Origin of the sequence: Flavobacterium aquiphilum (genome assembly GCF_027111335.1) — a bacterium.
Lineage (GTDB): Bacteria > Bacteroidota > Bacteroidia > Flavobacteriales > Flavobacteriaceae > Flavobacterium > Flavobacterium aquiphilum.
On the sequence record NZ_CP114288.1, the window covers coordinates 1,810,043 to 1,828,747 of the forward strand.

General features: G+C 35.7%; 12 protein-coding genes and 3 tRNA genes. 6 read left to right on the forward strand and 9 right to left on the reverse strand.

Going from position 1 to position 18,705, the window contains the following annotated elements; translation table 11 throughout:
- Window positions 1-21 precede the first annotated feature (21 nt).
- Together OZP12_RS07670 and OZP12_RS07675 are read right to left on the reverse strand one after the other, a co-directional pair.
- Complete coding sequence (locus OZP12_RS07670) at window positions 22-1,512, reverse strand: OmpP1/FadL family transporter (protein ID WP_281228454.1); 1,491 nt, start codon at window positions 1,510-1,512, stop codon at window positions 22-24.
- A 42-nt stretch (window positions 1,513-1,554) separates the two neighbouring features.
- Window positions 1,555-2,556, reverse strand: coding sequence for a hypothetical protein (locus tag OZP12_RS07675; protein WP_281228455.1), 1,002 nt, complete (start codon window positions 2,554-2,556; stop codon window positions 1,555-1,557).
- Between the two features lie 102 nt (window positions 2,557-2,658).
- Between OZP12_RS07675 and proS the strand changes: the two genes are divergently transcribed.
- The 5 genes from proS (at window position 2,659) to rpsT (ending at window position 4,831) form a co-directional block, all read left to right on the forward strand.
- Complete coding sequence (proS, locus tag OZP12_RS07680; protein ID WP_281228456.1) at window positions 2,659-4,137, forward strand: proline--tRNA ligase; 1,479 nt, start codon at window positions 2,659-2,661, stop codon at window positions 4,135-4,137.
- Between the two features lie 97 nt (window positions 4,138-4,234).
- Window positions 4,235-4,306, forward strand: a tRNA-Glu gene (locus OZP12_RS07685).
- A gap of 49 nt (window positions 4,307-4,355) precedes the next feature.
- Window positions 4,356-4,427: transfer RNA gene (locus OZP12_RS07690), tRNA-Glu, on the forward strand.
- Between the two features lie 44 nt (window positions 4,428-4,471).
- A tRNA-Glu gene (locus OZP12_RS07695) sits at window positions 4,472-4,543 on the forward strand.
- Between the two features lie 36 nt (window positions 4,544-4,579).
- Window positions 4,580-4,831, forward strand: a complete 252-nt coding sequence (gene rpsT / locus OZP12_RS07700; RefSeq protein WP_115810838.1) for a 30S ribosomal protein S20 — start codon at window positions 4,580-4,582, stop codon at window positions 4,829-4,831.
- 85 nt (window positions 4,832-4,916) lie between these two features.
- On the opposite strand, the gene OZP12_RS07705 is transcribed toward rpsT, so the two are convergent.
- Both OZP12_RS07705 and OZP12_RS07710 read right to left on the reverse strand, forming a co-directional pair.
- Window positions 4,917-5,315: a response regulator gene (locus OZP12_RS07705; protein WP_281228457.1), complete on the reverse strand. Its 399-nt coding sequence runs from the start codon at window positions 5,313-5,315 to the stop codon at window positions 4,917-4,919.
- Between the two features lie 4 nt (window positions 5,316-5,319).
- Window positions 5,320-7,029, reverse strand: coding sequence for a PAS domain-containing sensor histidine kinase (locus OZP12_RS07710; RefSeq protein WP_281228458.1), 1,710 nt, complete (start codon window positions 7,027-7,029; stop codon window positions 5,320-5,322).
- Window positions 7,030-7,203: 174 nt separating this feature from the next.
- Between OZP12_RS07710 and typA the strand changes: the two genes are divergently transcribed.
- Entirely contained in the window at window positions 7,204-9,000 is a 1,797-nt protein-coding gene (typA, locus tag OZP12_RS07715) for a translational GTPase TypA (RefSeq protein WP_281228459.1), read from the forward strand.
- A 192-nt stretch (window positions 9,001-9,192) separates the two neighbouring features.
- On the opposite strand, the gene OZP12_RS07720 is transcribed toward typA, so the two are convergent.
- The 5 genes from OZP12_RS07720 to OZP12_RS07740 all read right to left on the reverse strand — a co-directional run bounded on the left by OZP12_RS07720 (window position 9,193) and on the right by OZP12_RS07740 (window position 18,664).
- A complete protein-coding gene (locus OZP12_RS07720) occupies window positions 9,193-9,612 on the reverse strand; it encodes a DUF2141 domain-containing protein (protein WP_281228460.1) in 420 nt (139 codons plus the stop codon).
- A 203-nt stretch (window positions 9,613-9,815) separates the two neighbouring features.
- The gene (locus OZP12_RS07725; RefSeq protein WP_281228461.1) at window positions 9,816-14,300 is read right to left on the reverse strand and encodes a T9SS type B sorting domain-containing protein; all 4,485 of its coding nucleotides are present in this window, start codon (window positions 14,298-14,300) and stop codon (window positions 9,816-9,818) included.
- 218 nt (window positions 14,301-14,518) lie between these two features.
- Window positions 14,519-16,846, reverse strand: coding sequence for a T9SS type B sorting domain-containing protein (locus OZP12_RS07730; protein ID WP_281228462.1), 2,328 nt, complete (start codon window positions 16,844-16,846; stop codon window positions 14,519-14,521).
- 14 nt (window positions 16,847-16,860) lie between these two features.
- Window positions 16,861-17,697 (reverse strand): ABC transporter permease, encoded by an 837-nt coding sequence (locus OZP12_RS07735; RefSeq protein WP_281228463.1) that lies wholly within the window; start codon window positions 17,695-17,697, stop codon window positions 16,861-16,863.
- A gap of 70 nt (window positions 17,698-17,767) precedes the next feature.
- Window positions 17,768-18,664, reverse strand: coding sequence for an ABC transporter ATP-binding protein (locus tag OZP12_RS07740; protein ID WP_281228464.1), 897 nt, complete (start codon window positions 18,662-18,664; stop codon window positions 17,768-17,770).
- Window positions 18,665-18,705: the final 41 nt, after the last annotated feature.

Here is an 18,705-nt window from a genome sequence, read left to right on the forward strand (position 1 = left end):
TTTAGTGTGTGATTATTTTTTTTACATTTCGAATGTAAAAGTCATCGTGAAATTGTTTTTGTAAGTGTCAATCCAGGCTCTTTCAGTAAATCCTTGTGAAAAGAATTGCTCGCGTGATGAGGTATGTACGTTTACATACGAAAAATCGAGTTTTACAGGCCCAAAACTATATCCTATACCACCTGAAAAACTATTCAAATCGCCTATGGTAACCGAATCTTTATAAGGGCTTCCTTCAAAACGGTATCCGCCTCTTAGTCTGAAATGATCAATTTTGTATTCGGCTCCAACTCTTACCTCATTGCTGCTGCCAAGTACATTATGCATTTCATTGTTTATGCCTCTGAAATAGGAGTCGTTTGTTGGTCCAAATTCAGTGTTGCTGTAGTCCTTATATTTGTAATCCAAGCTTATTAAACCTGTTTTTCCAAAAACATAGGCAAAACTTCCGGTTACACTTCCAGGAGTTTGCAAATCATAAGGAGCATAATAATTGACAACATAAGGATCAACTACATTGTGGGCGTTTCTATTGTTAGAAGTTAGTCTTTGTGATAATTCATCACGTAAATTATACCATGTTGGTGATTCGTAGGCCAAACCTACACGAACTTCATTGGTTAATTTTGCGATAGCTCCCACTTGGAATGAAAAACCCGTGCCGTATGTGTGTAAGGTATTTGAAAAATTTAAGTTCTGGATATCGTAAATTGAGTTTGAAGGATTGTTGTTGGATTCATAAAAGTTTGAATTTTGTACATAATCCGTAAAATGAGAGTTGAGGTTAAAACCAAGAAATAGAACATCTTTGTATTGAGCACCTGAGTTAAAAATCAATTTTCCATTATGGCCATTGGAATAAACTCCGTTTTCTTGATAGTATTTACCACCTGAACGAACATTTGATGTATATGATGTGTTATTGCTTGTTTCAGTTACCGGATTGATAATATATCCCTGATATCCTAAAAAGGCTTGTTGAGCTCCATGGTCTAGACTAGCATATTCACCGTCTTGTAGTAAACTCAAAGGGACACCATTAGCATAACTGATAAAGTAATTTGCGACAGAATTAGTTGGACTGGTTCCTGCTGAAAACAATGAATTGTCGTAATTATTAGTCTGCTCGTAATTTATGGACATGGAAAATTTTCTCCAGTCATTATTTGGGTTTCCAGCTTTAAAAACAAAAACACCTCCTCCTTGATTTAGGTCAAAAGTACTTTCGCTAGACGAAGTGGTAGTCCCGAAATAATTAGAGTTGTTTTTGGTGTCGTAGTTCCCCATGGTAGCGGCGAATTGATTGTTATTGAAAACAGCCGAACCAGCCGGGTTTACATTTATGGATGATAAATCACCTCCCAATGCTCCAAAAGCACCTCCCATTGCTGTGAAACGGGCGGTTCCGTGTAATTCACTTTGCGCATAACGCATAGCGTCTTTGATTTCTTGTGAGTGTACTGCAGAGAATGACAGCCCTGCTACTATATATAATAATAGGTTCTTTTTCATTAGGTTGATCTTAGTGTTGGTTAGTTTTAATTAGGATATTCTTTATCTTCGGCCTCCGCCAGACGTTCTGGCTCCGCCACCGCCGCCGCCACTGTATCCGCCACCGCCACTGTATCCACCACCGCTTGACATTCTAGTAGTACTACCGCTAGACATATTGCTTCCACTGCTTCTGTAGCTGTTGTTGCTAGGTGTATAGCTTGATCGTTGATAGTTACTACTAGGGGAAGAGTATCGGCCCTCAGAAGAGTAAGATCTGGATTGATTTGTGCTGTAATTTCGTGATGCAGCGTTACTGTTTCTGTTTGTAAACGTTGATGAAGTTCTACTTGTTATACCGTTAACACTGTTCCTGTTGTAAACACTATTATAGATACTGTTTCTTCCGGTAGTACCAGTTCTGGAGTAAGAAGTGGCTCTATTGGAATAAGGAGTAACTCTATTTGTATAGTTGTTGTAACCGCCACCGTAAGAAGAACCTCTTCTGCTGTAATTATATGCATAAGGTGTAGCATGGGCATAACCATAACCATATCCTGGATATCCACAGCCTGGGTAATAACCACCCCAACCATAGTAAGGGTAACCCCATCCGTAATATGGATATCCCCAACCATAGTAAGAGTAGCCATAATAAGGATAACCCCATCCAAATCCGGCATACCAGTATGGATCTGAGTAATAAACTACTGTTGTACTATCTGGTTTACTGCCCCAAGATGCATAACCTGTTACTGTTGATGGTGCTTGAATGGAATCATTATCGACATTGTAGTTGCTTGAGTAATTATTAACATCGGTGAAAATTTCATCAGAACTTCCGCTGGTGTTTTGCAATGAGCTAAAGTACTGTTTGTATTGATTTGCAGATGAATTAGGTTGGTTGTCCTTTGTAACAACTTTCTCTCCATTTGTGTTATAGACACCGTCATTGTCGTAATAGGAACTGTTTTGGTAAGAACCACAAGAGGTTACCGCCAAGCCCAAAAAAACTATCAAGAAATAAAGAGGTGTTTTTCGAGTAATTAATGTTTTAGTTTTCATTTCGGCAGATTATTTTATTGTTGGACAATACAAATTTAGTTAGTTTTGCGTAATTATTTAGTTAATTTATATATAAACAAATATTATGCCAAATTATTCAAAATGAGCAAGAACCTTACAACAAGAGCAGAAGATTATTCAAAGTGGTACAATGAATTGGTTGTTAAGGCCGATTTAGCTGAAAATTCAGGAGTTAGAGGCTGTATGGTGATAAAACCTTATGGGTATGCCATATGGGAAAAAATGCAAGCGGAATTAGATAGAATGTTTAAGGAGACAGGGCATCAAAACGCCTATTTTCCTTTGTTTGTTCCTAAAAGTATGTTTGAGGCTGAGGAGAAAAATGCTGAAGGGTTTGCCAAGGAATGTGCTATTGTTACTCATTATAGATTGAAAAATGATCCGGACAAAGCCGGAAAATTAATGGTGGATCCAAATGCGAAGTTGGAGGAAGAATTAATTGTTCGTCCTACCAGTGAGGCTATTATTTGGTCTACATATAGAGGATGGGTACAATCATACAGAGATTTACCGTTGTTAATAAACCAATGGGCGAATGTGGTTCGTTGGGAAATGAGAACCAGATTGTTTTTGAGAACAGCTGAGTTTTTATGGCAAGAAGGACATACTGCGCATGCGACGAAAGCAGAAGCAATAGAAGAATCTGAAAAAATGATGAATGTGTATGCTGATTTTGTTGAGAATTTTATGGCTATTCCGGTTATAAAAGGACTGAAAACAGAAACGGAACGTTTTGCTGGAGCAGAGGAAACTTATTGTATAGAGGCGTTGATGCAGGATGGAAAAGCATTGCAAGCGGGAACTTCGCACTTTTTAGGTCAAAATTTTGCAAAGGCTTTTGATGTGAAATTTGCTAACGCAGAAGGAAAGCAAGAGTATGTTTGGGGGACTTCGTGGGGTGTTTCTACTCGATTAATGGGAGCGTTGGTAATGACGCATTCTGATGATCAGGGGTTGGTGTTGCCGCCTAACTTGGCTCCGATCCAAGTTGTAATTGTTCCTATTTATAAGAGCGACGAACAACTAGATGCTATTTCAAACGAAGTGGATGTGTTAGTTAAAGCATTGAGAAAATTGAATATCTCCGTTAAATTTGATAACAGAACCACTCAGAAGCCAGGATTTAAATTCGCTGAATGGGAATTAAAAGGGGTGCCTGTTCGAATTGCGGTAGGGCCAAAAGATTTGGAAAACGGAACTTTTGAGGTGGCAAGAAGAGATACTTTGGCAAAAGAAGTGGTTTCTAAGGATGGAATTGTAACTTACATCAGTGATTTATTAGAGCAAATTCAAAAAGATTTGTTTGAAAAAGCATTAAATTATAGAAATACTCATATTACCGAAGTGAATAATTTTGATGAATTTAAATCGGTTTTAGAAGGAGAAGGAGGCTTTGTATCAGCGCATTGGGATGGTACTGCAGAGACTGAGGAGAAGATCAAAGAATTGACTAAAGCAACCATAAGATGCATTCCTTTGGATAGGGTTGAAGAGGCTGGAAGCTGTGTGTTTACTGGGAAAAGCTCAGTTGGAAGGGTGTTGTTTGCTAAGGCATATTAAAAAAAAATAATTTTTTTTTGCATCAGCTATTGTGCTTCTCAAAAATAGTTGTATTTTTGCATCCGCATTACAGAAGTAAGGCGTTTTACAAAAGTAGGGTCCGTTCGTCTATCGGTTAGGACGCCAGGTTTTCATCCTGGTAAGGGGGGTTCGATTCCCCCACGGACTACAAGAAGTGTTTAGATTGAAAAAATTCTGAGAATACAAAAAAGATTACTGGTCCGTTCGTCTATCGGTTAGGACGCCAGGTTTTCATCCTGGTAAGGGGGGTTCGATTCCCCCACGGACTACAAATTTTTTCAATCTAGAATGTTCCAGAACTTAGAGGGATAATGGTCCGTTCGTCTAGGGGTTAGGACGCCAGAATTTCATTCTGGTAACAGGGGTTCGATTCCCTTACGGACTACATAAAATGAAATAATTAAGATAAAAAGATAACAAAATGGCAAATCATAAGTCAGCTCTAAAAAGAATTAGAAGTAACGAAAAGAGAAGAGTATTAAATAGATACCAACATAAAACTACTCGTAATGCTATTAAAGCGTTAAGAATTGCAACTGATAAATCTGATGCTACTGCTAAATTGTCAAGTGTAATCTCTATGATTGATAAATTAGCAAAGAAAAATATTATTCATGATAACAAAGCTTCAAACTTGAAGTCTAAGTTAACTAAACATGTTGCTAAATTGTAAGTAATATAATTTACATAAATAAAGAAGCTCCTTTTTGAGGAGCTTTTTTTATGCCTTATTTTTTGTGATTAAAAAATGTTGGTTTTTATATTTTGGCTTTTAGATCGTTTAGCATTTCAACGGTAATAGGTTTTGGAAGGAATTCAATAACATTGGGATATGATTTTGATTTCTTGATGTCTTCAGGATCTATTGTTGAAGTTAAGATGACGATTTTTGTGTTCTTTAGATTTTGATAATTGGATGTATTAAATAAATCAATAAACTCCCAGCCCCCCATTATAGGCATGTTTAAGTCTAAAAAGATTATTTCGGGTTTTTTTTCTTGGTTAGGGTTGTTATTGATGGTGTTTATTAGACTAATGGCTTGTTGACCATTAATGGCGTTTATTATGTCTTTTGCGAACGAAGCTTTTTGTACTACTTTTTTGAATAGCATTAACGTGATAGGATCGTCATCAATGCACATGATAATTTCTAACATCTTATTATGATTTAAAAGTTAGTGTGAATTCAGTTCCTTTATCAACTTCGCTTTGTATACCAATATTGCCTCCCATTGTTTCTATTTGTGATTTAACCAAGAATAAACCGAGGCCTTTGCTGTCTGGGTAATCATGGAATCTTTGGTAAAGACCAAAAATTTTATTTTTATTTCTTTCTAGATCAATCCCGATTCCATTGTCTTTGAAAATAATTTTTATAGTATTGTTTTCTTCTTCAGTTATTATGATGTCAATTGTCAAGTCCCTGTTTTTTGATCTGTATTTTAGAGAATTGGTTAATAGATTAATGAAGATACTTTCGAAATAAGCTTTGTTAGTGTTTATTTTAGTGATGGTTCCGTAATCAATATTCAGTTGAGGTTTTATGTCGTCTAACTGAATTTGGAGTTGATTTAGAATATTTTTGAAAACGTCCCGAATCAGCAGTTCTTCGTTTTGTATGGAAGTACTGTCTTTTATCGTAATTACCTTAGCAAGGTCATTGATGGTGTTGTTTAAAAAATGGGTTGACATTTTAAAACCTGCTAGGATTTCTTTTAATTCTTCATCTTCAATTGTGAAATCTTCGATTAGGTTTAGTAATCCCATTAGGTTTGAAAGTGGAGCTCTTAAATTGTGAGATGTAATATAGGAAAATTGTTTTAAATCCTTATTGTTTTGGGTTAATTCCCGGATAAGTATTTCTTTTTCTTTTTCTAATTTTTTCTCTTCAGTAATATCTCTTTGTATGGAAATCCAGTGGGAAAGATCGTGTTCTACATTGTAAACAGGAATAAACGAAAGCCTAACCCAATATTCGGATTGATCTTTTTTGTACAGAATGATTTCCAGGAAGCATTCTTTTCTATTTTTTATGGAATCGGTTAGTTTCTCTATTTCGTGTAAATCGGAATTTTTTCCCATAAAAGAATTAAGGGATTTGCCTATAACTTCGGAATGCTCATAACCTGACATTCTATTAAAAGCAGGGTTAGCAAAAACTATTTTTGGAACTTGATTGTCATTTGAGATAGCTTCTGTAATAATGATTGCATCTCTAGCTTCTGTAAAAACAGTTTCGAGTAATTTCAAACGGTTTTCCTCTTCTTTTTGTTTGGTAATATCCTGTATGGTACCAATCATTCGGATGGCTTTTCCGTTTTCGTCTTTTATTATAAAACCTCTGTCGAGAACATATTTGTATGATCCATCAGAGCATTTAAAACGATACTGGTCTTGCCATTTTTCTGTTTTTTGCTCTAAAAAAGAATAGAGTTTGATAGACATTTTTATACTGTCTTCCGGGTGAATGTTGTCAAACCACCATCTGGAATTATGTCCTACCTGATTTTGGCTGTAGCCGAATATTTCTTTGATTCCTTTATTCCATGTAATATGGTCTTCAGGTATTTTCCAATCCCAAATAGTGTCGCTGGTGGCTTTGGCAACAATGTCGTATTTGTCGTTTGATTCTTTTAATTTATCGTTGGTTTGTCTAAGATTTTTGTTGACTTCGGAATTTTTTTCGTCGTTTTTGGATAAAATGTATCTGAAAAAAAGACCTGTAATAGTTATAAAAAAAAGGTCTTTGACAAAATTGAAAGTAAAAGTGGTTAAGTAAGGTAAATGTTTAGCCAATTTATAGCTAACAATAGCTAAAAACAAAGTAGAAAGAATGTAAATTAGCGTTATTTGGTTGGCCTTGTTTTTCATTGAACCAAATATAAATAATAAATGTTAAAATTTGAAATATCTGTTTAAATTAATTAGAGGCGTGTGAAATTTCATTGGGAACAAGTGCTTAAATGTTAGTAAAATATCAAAGAATTGTGCAAAGGTTTTTTATGTCAAAATAAAGTGTACATTTGCACCCATTAAAAATCACAGATGGAAGCTATTAGAAACATTGCAATTATTGCCCACGTCGATCACGGTAAAACAACTTTGGTTGATAAAATTATGTATCACTGTCAATTATTTCGTGAAAACGAAAATACAGGTGATTTAATCCTTGATAACAATGACTTAGAGCGTGAAAGAGGTATTACCATTACTTCTAAGAATGTTTCTGTAGTTTACAAAGGAACGAAAATTAATATTATCGATACTCCTGGCCACGCCGATTTTGGTGGAGAGGTTGAACGTGTATTGAATATGGCAGACGGTGTTTGTTTATTGGTAGATGCTTTTGAAGGACCAATGCCGCAAACGCGTTTCGTATTGCAAAAAGCAATTGATTTAGGATTAAAACCATGTGTTGTAATCAATAAAGTAGATAAAGAAAACTGTACTCCTGAAGAAGTTCACGAAAAAGTTTTTGACTTGATGTTTGAATTAGGAGCTCAAGAATGGCAGTTGGATTTCCCAACAGTTTATGGTTCTGCTAAGAATAACTGGATGTCAGACCACTGGGAAAACAAAACAGAAAATATCGAGCCGTTATTGGATATGGTTATTGAAAATGTACCAGCTCCAAAAGTATCTGAAGGAACTCCACAAATGTTGATTACTTCTTTGGATTTCTCTTCTTTTACAGGTCGTATCGCTATCGGTCGTTTGGAAAGAGGTGTTTTGAAAGAAGGAATGCCAATTTCTTTGGTAAAAAGAGATGGTAAAGTTTTAAAATCGAGAGTTAAAGAACTACATACTTTTGAAGGTCTTGGGCGTAAAAAAGTAGAGCAAGTTGTTGCTGGAGATATTTGTGCTGTTGTTGGTATCGAAGGTTTTGAAATTGGTGATACAATTGCCGATTTTGAAAATCCGGAAGCTTTGCAAACAATCGCTATCGATGAGCCAACAATGAGTATGTTGTTTACTATCAACGACTCACCGTTTTTTGGTAAAGAAGGTAAGTTTGTAACTTCTCGTCACATTAGAGAAAGATTGACAAAAGAGTTAGAGAAAAACTTGGCAATGCGATTGGGAGAAACTGATTCTGCCGATAAATTCATGGTTTTCGGACGTGGAGTATTGCACTTGTCAGTTCTTATTGAAACAATGAGAAGAGAAGGATATGAGTTACAAATTGGTCAACCACAAGTAATCATTAAAGAAATTGATGGTGTAAAATGTGAGCCAGTTGAGGAATTGACTATCGATTTACCAGAAACACTTTCAGGTAGAGCTGTAGAGTTTGTGTCTATCCGTAAAGGTGAGATGTTGAGTATGGAAGGAAAAGGAGAGCGTATGATTGTAAAATTCAACATTCCGTCTCGTGGTATCATCGGTTTGCGTAACCAATTGTTGACTGCAACTGCTGGTGAAGCTATTATGTCACACCGTTTCATTGGTTATGAACCATACAAAGGTGAGATTCCTGGACGTAACAACGGTTCATTAATTTCTATGGAAAACGGAAAAGCAATTCCTTATTCTATCGATAAATTACAAGATCGTGGTAAATTCTTCGTTGATCCAAACGAGGATATTTATGAAGGTCAGGTAATTGGTGAAAACACTCGTAGCGATGATATGACTGTAAATGTTACTAAAACTAAGAAACTGTCAAACGTTCGTTCTTCTGGAGCTGATGATAAAGCAAGAATCATTCCTGCAATCAAATTCTCTTTGGAAGAAGCTTTAGAGTATATTCAAAAAGACGAGTACGTAGAGGTAACTCCAAAATCACTTCGTTTGAGAAAAATATATTTATCTGAAACAGACAGAAAAAGATTCAAATTCTAATTTGAGTTTTAAAATAAATAGTAAGAATCCCAAATTCGATAAGAGTTTGGGATTTTTTTTTTGGAGCAGAAACATAAGGCATTTTTTGGAGGCATTGGTCCCGCTTTTCGTTGCAATCTTTTTATTTTTAAAGAAAAAATAAAAAGGATTTTCACTTCAATCGGGGCTAAAGGGAAGCATTGTCTCTTTTTACTAATGCGCAGGATTCATTTTTATGTTCATTTTTAAATCAGAGGAAACAGTGAATTTTGCGTCATCGTATTTTGGAGGCCCCATAAAACCTTTTGCGTTATTAGAGCAAGCAACTGGCTCTTTTGGCATTCCGATGATATACTTATCGAGTTTTCCGTTTTTATTTTCGTCATGATAGACCTTAACAGTGTATTCTCCTTTTGGAATTCCGGTAAAAGTAAGAGTAGCCGAATTGGATTTAATTTCTGACGAAGCTATTTTGAAGGCTTTTTTGAGATAACTTCCTTTGGAATTGTACAGTTCGGCGATTACTGTTCCTGAGTTGTTTTTTATGTCTGAAACGGTAACAGTAAGATTTGAATTTTGGGCAAATCCTATGCAGGAAATAAATGATAGTATTGGGATGAAATGCTTTAACATAATTGTTTTAGTTATAAATTGTTTTTCAAAAAGGACAAATATCACACCTGAAAGCAATTGTTTTTGATTATTGTGAACTGCGTGAGGGATGGAAGCAAGTTACCTTGTAACGCGGACAGCCCGACCACAATAAAAAAAGGGGCGACTCAAGATAATCTAAAATAGTCCCTTTTTTTTATTGTGGTCACGCCCAAATAATAATTTTAACGAGTCAAAGAAAAATGTCCTTTGGCTTCACGACCGTCTTCCAGTTTTATGGTGTACCAATAATCGTCGGCAGGCATTGGATTACCTATATAGGTACCGTCCCAGCCATTGCTTGAGGCTGTGATTTGCTTGATTACTTTGCCGTATCGATCGTAAATAAAGATTTTAGCCCCAGAATTGAAAGTTTCATCTGCGCCTTTGAGGTTCCAATAATCATTGTATCCATCATTATTAGGAGTGAAAAATTTTGGAATTCCCAACACTGCAATAGTTTTTGAAATTGTTCCGCAGCCGTTTTTGTCATGGACGTAGAGATCGTGTATGCCAGCTCGAACATTTTCAAAGAAATTTGAATCTTGGTAGGGACCATTTGGAGCATCAATACTGTATTCGTAATCTCCAAGTCCGGATGCATTCGCTTCGACAGTATTGGATACAGATAAATCGGAAATAGAAACGGAGTCGAGGTGTGCAATATCCGAAGCTGTTACAGTAATAGTTCGGGTTCTGCTACAGCTATTATCGGATTTATTAGAAACTTCCACAGTAAATTTTCCTTCTTCATTAACGTCTAAAGTTTCACTAGTTTCGCCTGGGATTATACTTCCGTCTTTTGACCAAACATAATTGTAGGTGCTGGCAGGTATATTGCCTATAATTCCTGCATCGAGTTTGACAAAAAAGGTAGGTAAATTAGAACAGATTAATTTGTTTGCGCTTAGATTGCTGTTGATGTCAATATCTGGTTTGGGATTAACGATTAATGTTATATAAGCTCCTAATCCAAAGCAAGCATTATCAAGATTGCTATCAACACGTACCCAAATTTGTTGTTGATTTAGAGTTGTGTTTCTGTAATTGGCAGGATTTGTAATTGGATTAGTCTCTGCCAATGCATCAGCCTCATTAGCATAATATTTTATAGAATAGTTTGACGTCGGAGTGGGAAGCATGGCTTGAATATCAGTTGTTACACTGCTGAAATTAAAGGCAGTTATGCCGTCTTTGTCGTCATTGGCCGCATCTATAAAATCATCACAAACCGTAAATGTTCTTTTAAAATTAGAATTGATTTGAGTTGTAGAAACCACTAAATTTAATTGTGATACCGAAAAACATCCGTTCGAATTTTCGACTCTTACCCAAATACTTTTACTATTGCTTGTATAAATAAGGGGATTTGTAATAAGTGTCGTAGCATCTTTTGCATTTGCTCCCGCCGATGTAGTATAATACGTAAAAGTTTCATTAGCAAAATTGCTTGAGATAAAACTGTTTTTTTCTGTCACATTAAAATTCGAAATCCCGTCAGTATCATCATCACATTGCACAATTGTAATGGGAGAATTTAAAACAGGTAAAGTATTGAGGGTTAATTTTGCGGAATTGGCAGAGGTTAATCCACAGGCATTATTGTATCTGTTTAAAAGAACTCGATATTGGTAACCATTCATTGCAAGAATTCCTTTTTGAAGGATCAAATTTGCGGTTTTGGTTCCGGTATAAATAGCACCATCAGCCAATGAATTCCATGTATTACCTCCATCAGTGGAAAGTTGCCATTGAAAACTATCAGCATTGGACTCGATACTGAAAATTGCTTTTTGTAACTCACAAATAGTTTGGTTTTCGGGTTGTTTGGTTATAATAATTGGTGTTGCAGTTAAGTAATTGAGGTTAGGAGCAGTGTAGCCATTCGTTCCGCTGGTTACTATACCATTAGCGCTTACCGTAAGCGGTTTGTTTCCTAATTTGCCGTCAAAATCAGGATCGGAAAAACCGGCTTCGATAACGTCATTACAACCGTCATTATCACTGTCTATTTCTGTGTGGTTTTTTATTCCATCACTATCAGAATCTTGAATAGTGTATTTTAAAATACCGCTGTCAGGATTAGTTTCTAAAGCATCGAATAGTCCATTGTTTCCAAAGCTAATACCATCTATGATTCCGTTTTTGTTTGCATCAGGAGCATTGCTTCCAGATTCGACTAAATCATAAATTCCGTCATTGTCACTGTCTAAATCAAGATAATCGGGAATTCCGTCATTGTCGGTGTCGATTGGTGTTGTTAAAGTAGCAAACATATCGTCCAATCCATCAGAATTAGCATCCGTATTGGATAATGCTTTTGGTTTTGCCTGTACTTCTACCAAATCAGGAATACCATCGTTGTCTGAATCCAAATCTAATTGATCAGGGATTCCGTCACCATCGGTATCTTTAGGGATACAAGTCGCAATAAGTTTGAATGTTGATTTGTTTCCGGCGGTATCCAAAAGATTTTTATGTGTGATTTTGAAAGATTGTGTTTGATACGATTGGAATTTAAAAGTTCCTGTCCCCGCAGGTAAAGGAATATTTCCGTTCAATCGGAAACGAATTTCGAAAGAAGAGAATTGAGTAACTCCGCTTTCATAGATTCCATCATAATTGGTGTCAATCAATAATTGATTGTCAGGGTTTAAGACAGTGACTGTTTTATCAATGTCTGAATTGATTATGTATTCAGAATCGGAATTCAATAAGTCAGTTGAGTTTGCCGTAGAAACATATTCTAAACTTAGATTTATTGGTTTCACAAAATTCAAATTATAACTTACCGAAAAACCTTTTCCAGCCAAAACTTCGGTAACAAAACTACCGTCTGTTTTTCCGGTAAAAGGGATTGCAGCAGCAGGCGTAGAATTGGTTAAGGTTCCTGTGAAAGTATTGGAATAAATTCCGGTTGCTACTGTTCCTGAAGTTGGGTTAGAAATGTTTAAGTCTTGGTTTCCATAAGATTCGGTGCAATTGGTTAGTCCGTCATTGTCATAATCGATATCGATATTATCATTGGCCAAATCATTGTCGTTGTTCGTTGCACACTCGCTTACCGGAATTTTATCTGAGAAAACATCGCTTACACAGCCTGAGATACTGCCTTTTACTTGATAAAAACCGGGTTGAGTAGGTTTGTAGTTATTATTTGTTTCATTGGGAATCAAAACATCGTTTTTGTACCACTGGAAAGTGTCATAGGAGGACAAAGTATTTATTTTTAAAGATACGTTTGGGATACAGGCCGAATTACTTAAGGCTATTTTACTGCCGACAATTTCAGGTTTTAAATCAAAACCGGAATAATAGCCTCCATAGGTTGCTGCCCCATTGGTTCCAAAATAAGAAACATATACTTGTTTACTCGATTTTACTGCTATATTTCCAGATAATCCAGGGATGGTATAACGTACAAATGATGTGGTTCCTTGTATTGGAACAGGTAGAGTAGTTATAGGGCTGTTATTTACTAAAACGGACGCTCCTGTTTCAGTAACAATATTTAAATATCCACTAAAACTATTATTACCAATGGATTGTATTAGCGGAATATTGTCAACTGCATTTGGTGTAGAACAATTTATAGGAGGAACAAAAAACAAATTTTGATTAGCAGGGACATTAGAACCTCCAATGCTTTGATAAGCAAAGACACTTTCAGAAGTAGTAACATACATATTTCCGTTTATGAATTGGCTTCCGTCAATTGCTACATATTCACCTTTATTGAGTGTTTTATACGAGATTGTACTGCCATTAAGAAAGATTTGAGTATTATCATAATGAGCAATTAATAAAACACGTTCTAATTCATCTGTTCCAAGTCCTTTTACGAATACATATTCTTTTCCTGTTTTTTCCAATGGAACAATTTGGTCAAAACCAACATCTCTTCCCGTTGGCGCTCCATTGCTGCCAACTAGTGTACTGTTGCTTCCGCCGAAGGAACCAGAGTTAACCACAACAGGTTTGTCTGTAGCAACCAGTGCCCCAATCATTTTAGAACTATTGGATGGAGTGCCTCCATAATTATTGTTTTGCAAAGCCAATACATAACTTTCATTTTTATTTAAAGTGATAGATATAGGTCCAGAAACAGTAGTTCCGTTTAAAAGGATAGTTCCGTTTGGAATATTTGAAATGGTGACATTGGTTCCATTTTCTGTAGCCATTATAGAAGCAAAATTCAATAAGGTTGTATCGTAAAGGGGATTTAGCATTGCGCCAAGTCTAAAGATAGTTCCGAGGGCACTATTTCCTTTAGAAACTAATCCTCCTGCATGGCTATAGGTTCCATTGTTACTGAGACCGGCATTAACTCTGGCACTTACATAAATCAAGTCTTCGGCTTCAATTACGTATCCACGGTTGGTCACAATTCCGGTACTGGTTATTGGGGTAAATAATTGAGTGTTGGTGCCTGTTCCAATATCATATCGGTAGGGGGTACTACTATTTACGGTTCCGTTTACTACACTTCCACCATTTGCAATTATTTTAAAATTCACATTTGTAAGACTGGGAGTCGAGATGTATAAGTATTGATCGCTTGCTAATCCATTGGCTGAAATTATAGGCGGAATATAATGAGTTTTACTAAATTGGGCGAAACAATTTGCGGTGAAAAATAGTAATATCAGGAAGCGTAATTTTTTTTTCATAAGTTTGGTTAATAGCTATATAATGAATGGGATAGCCAAACCAAAAATAAGTTTTATTGAACAATTTTGGTTATCTATTTACCAAAAAAATAATTTTTATTTTAATTTTTTTTAAAGATGTGATGTTTTTCTTCCCAACATTTCAGAATCGAGTCTGGTTAACAATTTATCCTTTTTGAAATTAGATTTATGTGGTGATGATTTATTTGAAAAAGTATTTATCTTTTTAAAGAAAAATGGCCTTTTATTATTTTACCATCTACAAAACTTATAGCAAACCAATAATCATCTGAAGGCAATTCTCTTCCTGAATATGTGCCATTCCATCCATTGTTGGATTCATTGAGCTGTTTTAGTAATTTTCCGTAGCGGTCAAAAATTGTTATAGTCGATTTTGGCAAAGCATCCAGATTTTTAATTTTCCAAGTGTCGTTAAATCCGTCATTGTTTGGAGTGAAAAACCGAGGATAATCGAGAACGTAGATTTTATAAGGAGCCGAAATTCCACAGCCATTTTTGTCTCTTACGGTTGCCCAGTATATTTCCGGACTGATACCTTTGAATTCTGGGCTGTCTTGGTATGAATTTCCATCTAATGAGAATTCATAAACCCCGGTACCAGAGTATGAAATTAAAACAGAATTATCATTTCCTGAAAAATCAGATACGGTTACATTAGTAATAGTTGCTATTCCGGAAGGTTTTACAATGAATTTTTTTGTTTTTTGGCATCCGCCAGAATTTGTCACAGTAACGGTATATTCTCCCGGAGCGTTAATAGTTGTCGTGTTGGTTGTAGAACCGTTACTCCATAGATAACTTGTAAATCCGGTATTTACAGATAGAGTTTTAGTAGAACCCTCACAAATAAAAGTTGTTTCGTCTTGAAAATCAGCTGGATTAAAAGTGTTTACAACAAGTGTTTCCGGAGTGATTTTATAGCAATCAGGGCCATTTACAATTCGTGCATAAATGATTTGCTGATTTGGAACTGTATTGGTAAAAAGATTAGGTAATTGGTTCTTTTGCGCAATGGCATCGGTTTGATTTTGATAATATTCAACGGTTAATCCGGCTGGTAATCCATTAAGGACTTGAGGAGTAACTTTGGCATTCAAATCAAATTGTGTTATTCCGTCCTGAGTTGCATCTGTATCACAGCTTTGAATTGGATTTTGCGGAGAAATAGGTTTGTTGGAAATGGCTAATGTCAATTGTGCATAATTGGTACAGTCAAAAGCATTACTCACTCGGGCAGTAAGTATTTCGTTGGGCACTGAATTGGTATAAGCGGTTGTATTCCCGATAGGATTTGTTTGATTTTGTGCATCAGTCAACGATTTGTAATAAGCCAATTTTGTCAATTTTGGATCGTTATTTTTAATAATGTTATCGGCTTTGGTCAAATTAAATACTGAAATGCCATCACTATTGTCATCACATTGGTATAAGGTTGTATTGTTTAAAACAATTTGAGGAGCATATTCTATTTTTATTTCATCTTCGGCGGTGCAAGTAGCTGGTAACAAAGTAACTTTTACTTTATAAGTACCAGGACTGTTAACGGTCAGGCTAGGTTTTGTTTCGCCGGGTATAGGAGTTGCTGAACCGTCTTTGTACCATTCGTAAGCATAAGTTGCAGGGAGTTTGGAGTCAATTGTAAAAGTATCTCCATAGCACAAAGGATTATTGGTTGCCGAAGTACGGTCTGCACCTAAATCAATATTTGCAGTAAAACTTCCCGCTTCTAAAAAAATAGCCGAATCATAATACTCAAATTTATCGTCAGCAATAACCAATTTGATATGGTACGTTTTACCAATGACTACATCGGCGCGAGCATTTAATTTTACAGTTTGTCCACTATAATTTACGGGGCTTGCAGCAGGATTATAACCTCCAAAATAAGTTTCATTTACGGCAGGGCAACCTGTATGTGGCGTTCCAGAGACAACGACATCAGGAATAATAGGGTGTATGTTTTTGGAAGAAACCGGAGTTGTTGTTCCTGGTATTACGGCTATATTTTGATAAGTCGCGGTTCCTTTTTCTTTAATCAAAAAAGCAAAAGCGTCAGAGAATTGGCATGGAAAATAAAGCTGATATTCGTTTGACGCAAAAATATAATTGAAACTGATGGCTGTTGTTAGTGGTACAAAATCAAATTCGAGTACCGTAGCGTTGATACTGGTAATTCCTAAAGTTTGATCCAAATCAGGATCTCCTTTCCAAGAAGTACTTCCGCCACCTTGTCCGTTTGTATAAGGCCCTATAGATGCTTTGCTGGCCGAAGTAGATAATATAACACCTTCTTTAAGCGGGAAATTACTGGTACCTGCATTGAAATAGGCAAAACTTTTTTGACCGGCGGTAAAATTATCTCCTGTAGCACTGAAATTGGAAACAGTCGCACAAGTACTTTTAACCAAAACATTTTCAACGAGTTGTTGAGCAGTTTGGGTGTCATCTACTGTAATATACTGAGCGCTTGCAGCAGTAGAGAAAGTGCAAAGTATTAAAAATAAAAGATTTTTTATACCGTTCATAGCATACAAATATACTACAAATCTCTGTTTTTTAATATTTTAAATGAAAGGAATAAAAATACCATTGTCCAGCATAAAACGATAAAAATACTCGAAAAATGGACGCTATAATCTTTAAGATTTTCAACTCCCATTTGTGTTCCAATCGATTTAACAATCGACAATCTCGAAAAGGGTTCCAATATTAAATTTGCCATTGATTCCAACGGGAAAAATTGGGTGATGTAACCTGCTGTTTTGCCTTCAGGGAAAAGACGGAAGTTCAAAAATGCTTTAGCAATGCCTTCAATAATATTCCAAATCAATAAAAATCCTAAAGCAAATGCAGAGCGTTTAACCAAGATTCCTAAGAGCAGGCAGAAAGAGAAAAATCCAACCAGTTTTACGAAAAATGCCAGAATGTATTCCAAATCCGAAAAAACGATACCAATTTCAGTATAGGATGAAAAACTATAACCCAAAATTAAAGTTAGAACAAATACAAAAACTGCTGAGCATAGTGAGAAAAAAATAATGGTAATGAATTTGGAGAGAATAAATTCTTCTTTGCTCAATCCGTCAATAAGGTTTTGTTTTAAAGTTCCATAACTATATTCATTAGCCATCATAGAAACAATTACAATTGCTAAAAAAAGCTTAAAAATAGCCGCAATATATGTGTTAAAATGCCAGATATAAGGAAAATTAAAAATCCCCATTTCTGCAACCTGAAAATGGATATTTCCAATGTTAAATTTAATTGAAGCGATTAGCGCTATGAAAGAAAGCAATATAAAGTAAGTCAAAGTAAGAATACGACTGGCTTTGTTCAGCCATATTTTTTGTAATTCTATAGAGAGTAAACGTTTCATGTTTTTAATTTTAGATTTCAGAATTTAGATTTTGGATTTGACATTGCCATTGATATTGAATTTACCATTGTCATTTGCCCTTAGTTAATTCCAGAAATTGTTCTTCCAGGCTGTTTTTTCTTTTTACCAAATGACTCAAACAGATATTGTTGGAAAACAGAAAATAATTCAAATCTTTTGATTCTAATTCCGATTTTAAGTAAACCAAAATTTTTCCTCCAGCATTGGTTATTTTGTCAATTGCTGGATGAGTATGTAAAACACGAATAAGGTTCTCAGTATCCTCTGCCTGTAATTCAAAGAAACCTTCATTGGCTGAAATTCCATCAACAGAACCCGAATAAAGAACTTCTCCTTTTCTCAAAACTAAAACATGGGAACATACCTTCTCGACTTCGTCCAATAAATGGGAAGCCAATAAAATGGTAGTCCCTTTGGATGCAATTTTTTTGATGATGTCCCTTATTTGGTGAATTCCCTGTGGATCTAATCCATTGGTTGGTTCGTCCAGAATCAATATTTCAGGGTCGTTTAATAGGGCAGAGGCAATCGCTAAACGTTGCTTCATTCCCAAAGAAAAAGTGCTGAACCTGCTTTTTTTTCGATCCTCAAGACCAACCAATTCTAATTTCTCTGAAATTTTTGAGTAGTTGATGTTTTTTATTTTGCAAACCAATTTCAGGTTTTCCTCGGCACTCATATAAGGGTAAAAATTGGGTCTTTCAATAATAGCTCCCACTTTTTTGAGGGCTTCGTGTGTTTGCTCGCTACCGCCAAACCAACTGTATTCGCCTGAAGTTTTATTTACAACATTCAGGACAATTCCCAGAGTAGTCGATTTTCCGCTTCCATTCGGGCCAAGAATACCATAAACATTGCCTTTTTGTATTTCCAGAGAAACATTTTTTAAGGCCTGAAGACTGCCATAACGTTTGTTGAGGTTATGTATTGAAAGAATTGTTTCCAAATTACTAAGTGTTTTTCGTATTGGACGAGGCAATTTTACTT

Coding starts and splice junctions, on each gene's coding strand:
- OZP12_RS07675 (WP_281228455.1), bottom strand. CDS start 2,556: ATGAAAACTAAAACATTAATTACTCGAAAAACACCTCTTTATTTCTTG.
- OZP12_RS07730 (WP_281228462.1), bottom strand. CDS start 16,846: ATGAACGGTATAAAAAATCTTTTATTTTTAATACTTTGCACTTTCTCT.
- OZP12_RS07735 (WP_281228463.1), bottom strand. CDS start 17,697: ATGAAACGTTTACTCTCTATAGAATTACAAAAAATATGGCTGAACAAA.
- OZP12_RS07710 (WP_281228458.1), bottom strand. CDS start 7,029: ATGAAAAACAAGGCCAACCAAATAACGCTAATTTACATTCTTTCTACT.
- OZP12_RS07670 (WP_281228454.1), bottom strand. CDS start 1,512: ATGAAAAAGAACCTATTATTATATATAGTAGCAGGGCTGTCATTCTCT.
- OZP12_RS07705 (WP_281228457.1), bottom strand. CDS start 5,315: ATGTTAGAAATTATCATGTGCATTGATGACGATCCTATCACGTTAATG.
- typA (WP_281228459.1), top strand. CDS start 7,204: ATGGAAGCTATTAGAAACATTGCAATTATTGCCCACGTCGATCACGGT.
- rpsT (WP_115810838.1), top strand. CDS start 4,580: ATGGCAAATCATAAGTCAGCTCTAAAAAGAATTAGAAGTAACGAAAAG.
- OZP12_RS07720 (WP_281228460.1), bottom strand. CDS start 9,612: ATGTTAAAGCATTTCATCCCAATACTATCATTTATTTCCTGCATAGGA.
- OZP12_RS07725 (WP_281228461.1), bottom strand. CDS start 14,300: ATGAAAAAAAAATTACGCTTCCTGATATTACTATTTTTCACCGCAAAT.
- proS (WP_281228456.1), top strand. CDS start 2,659: ATGAGCAAGAACCTTACAACAAGAGCAGAAGATTATTCAAAGTGGTAC.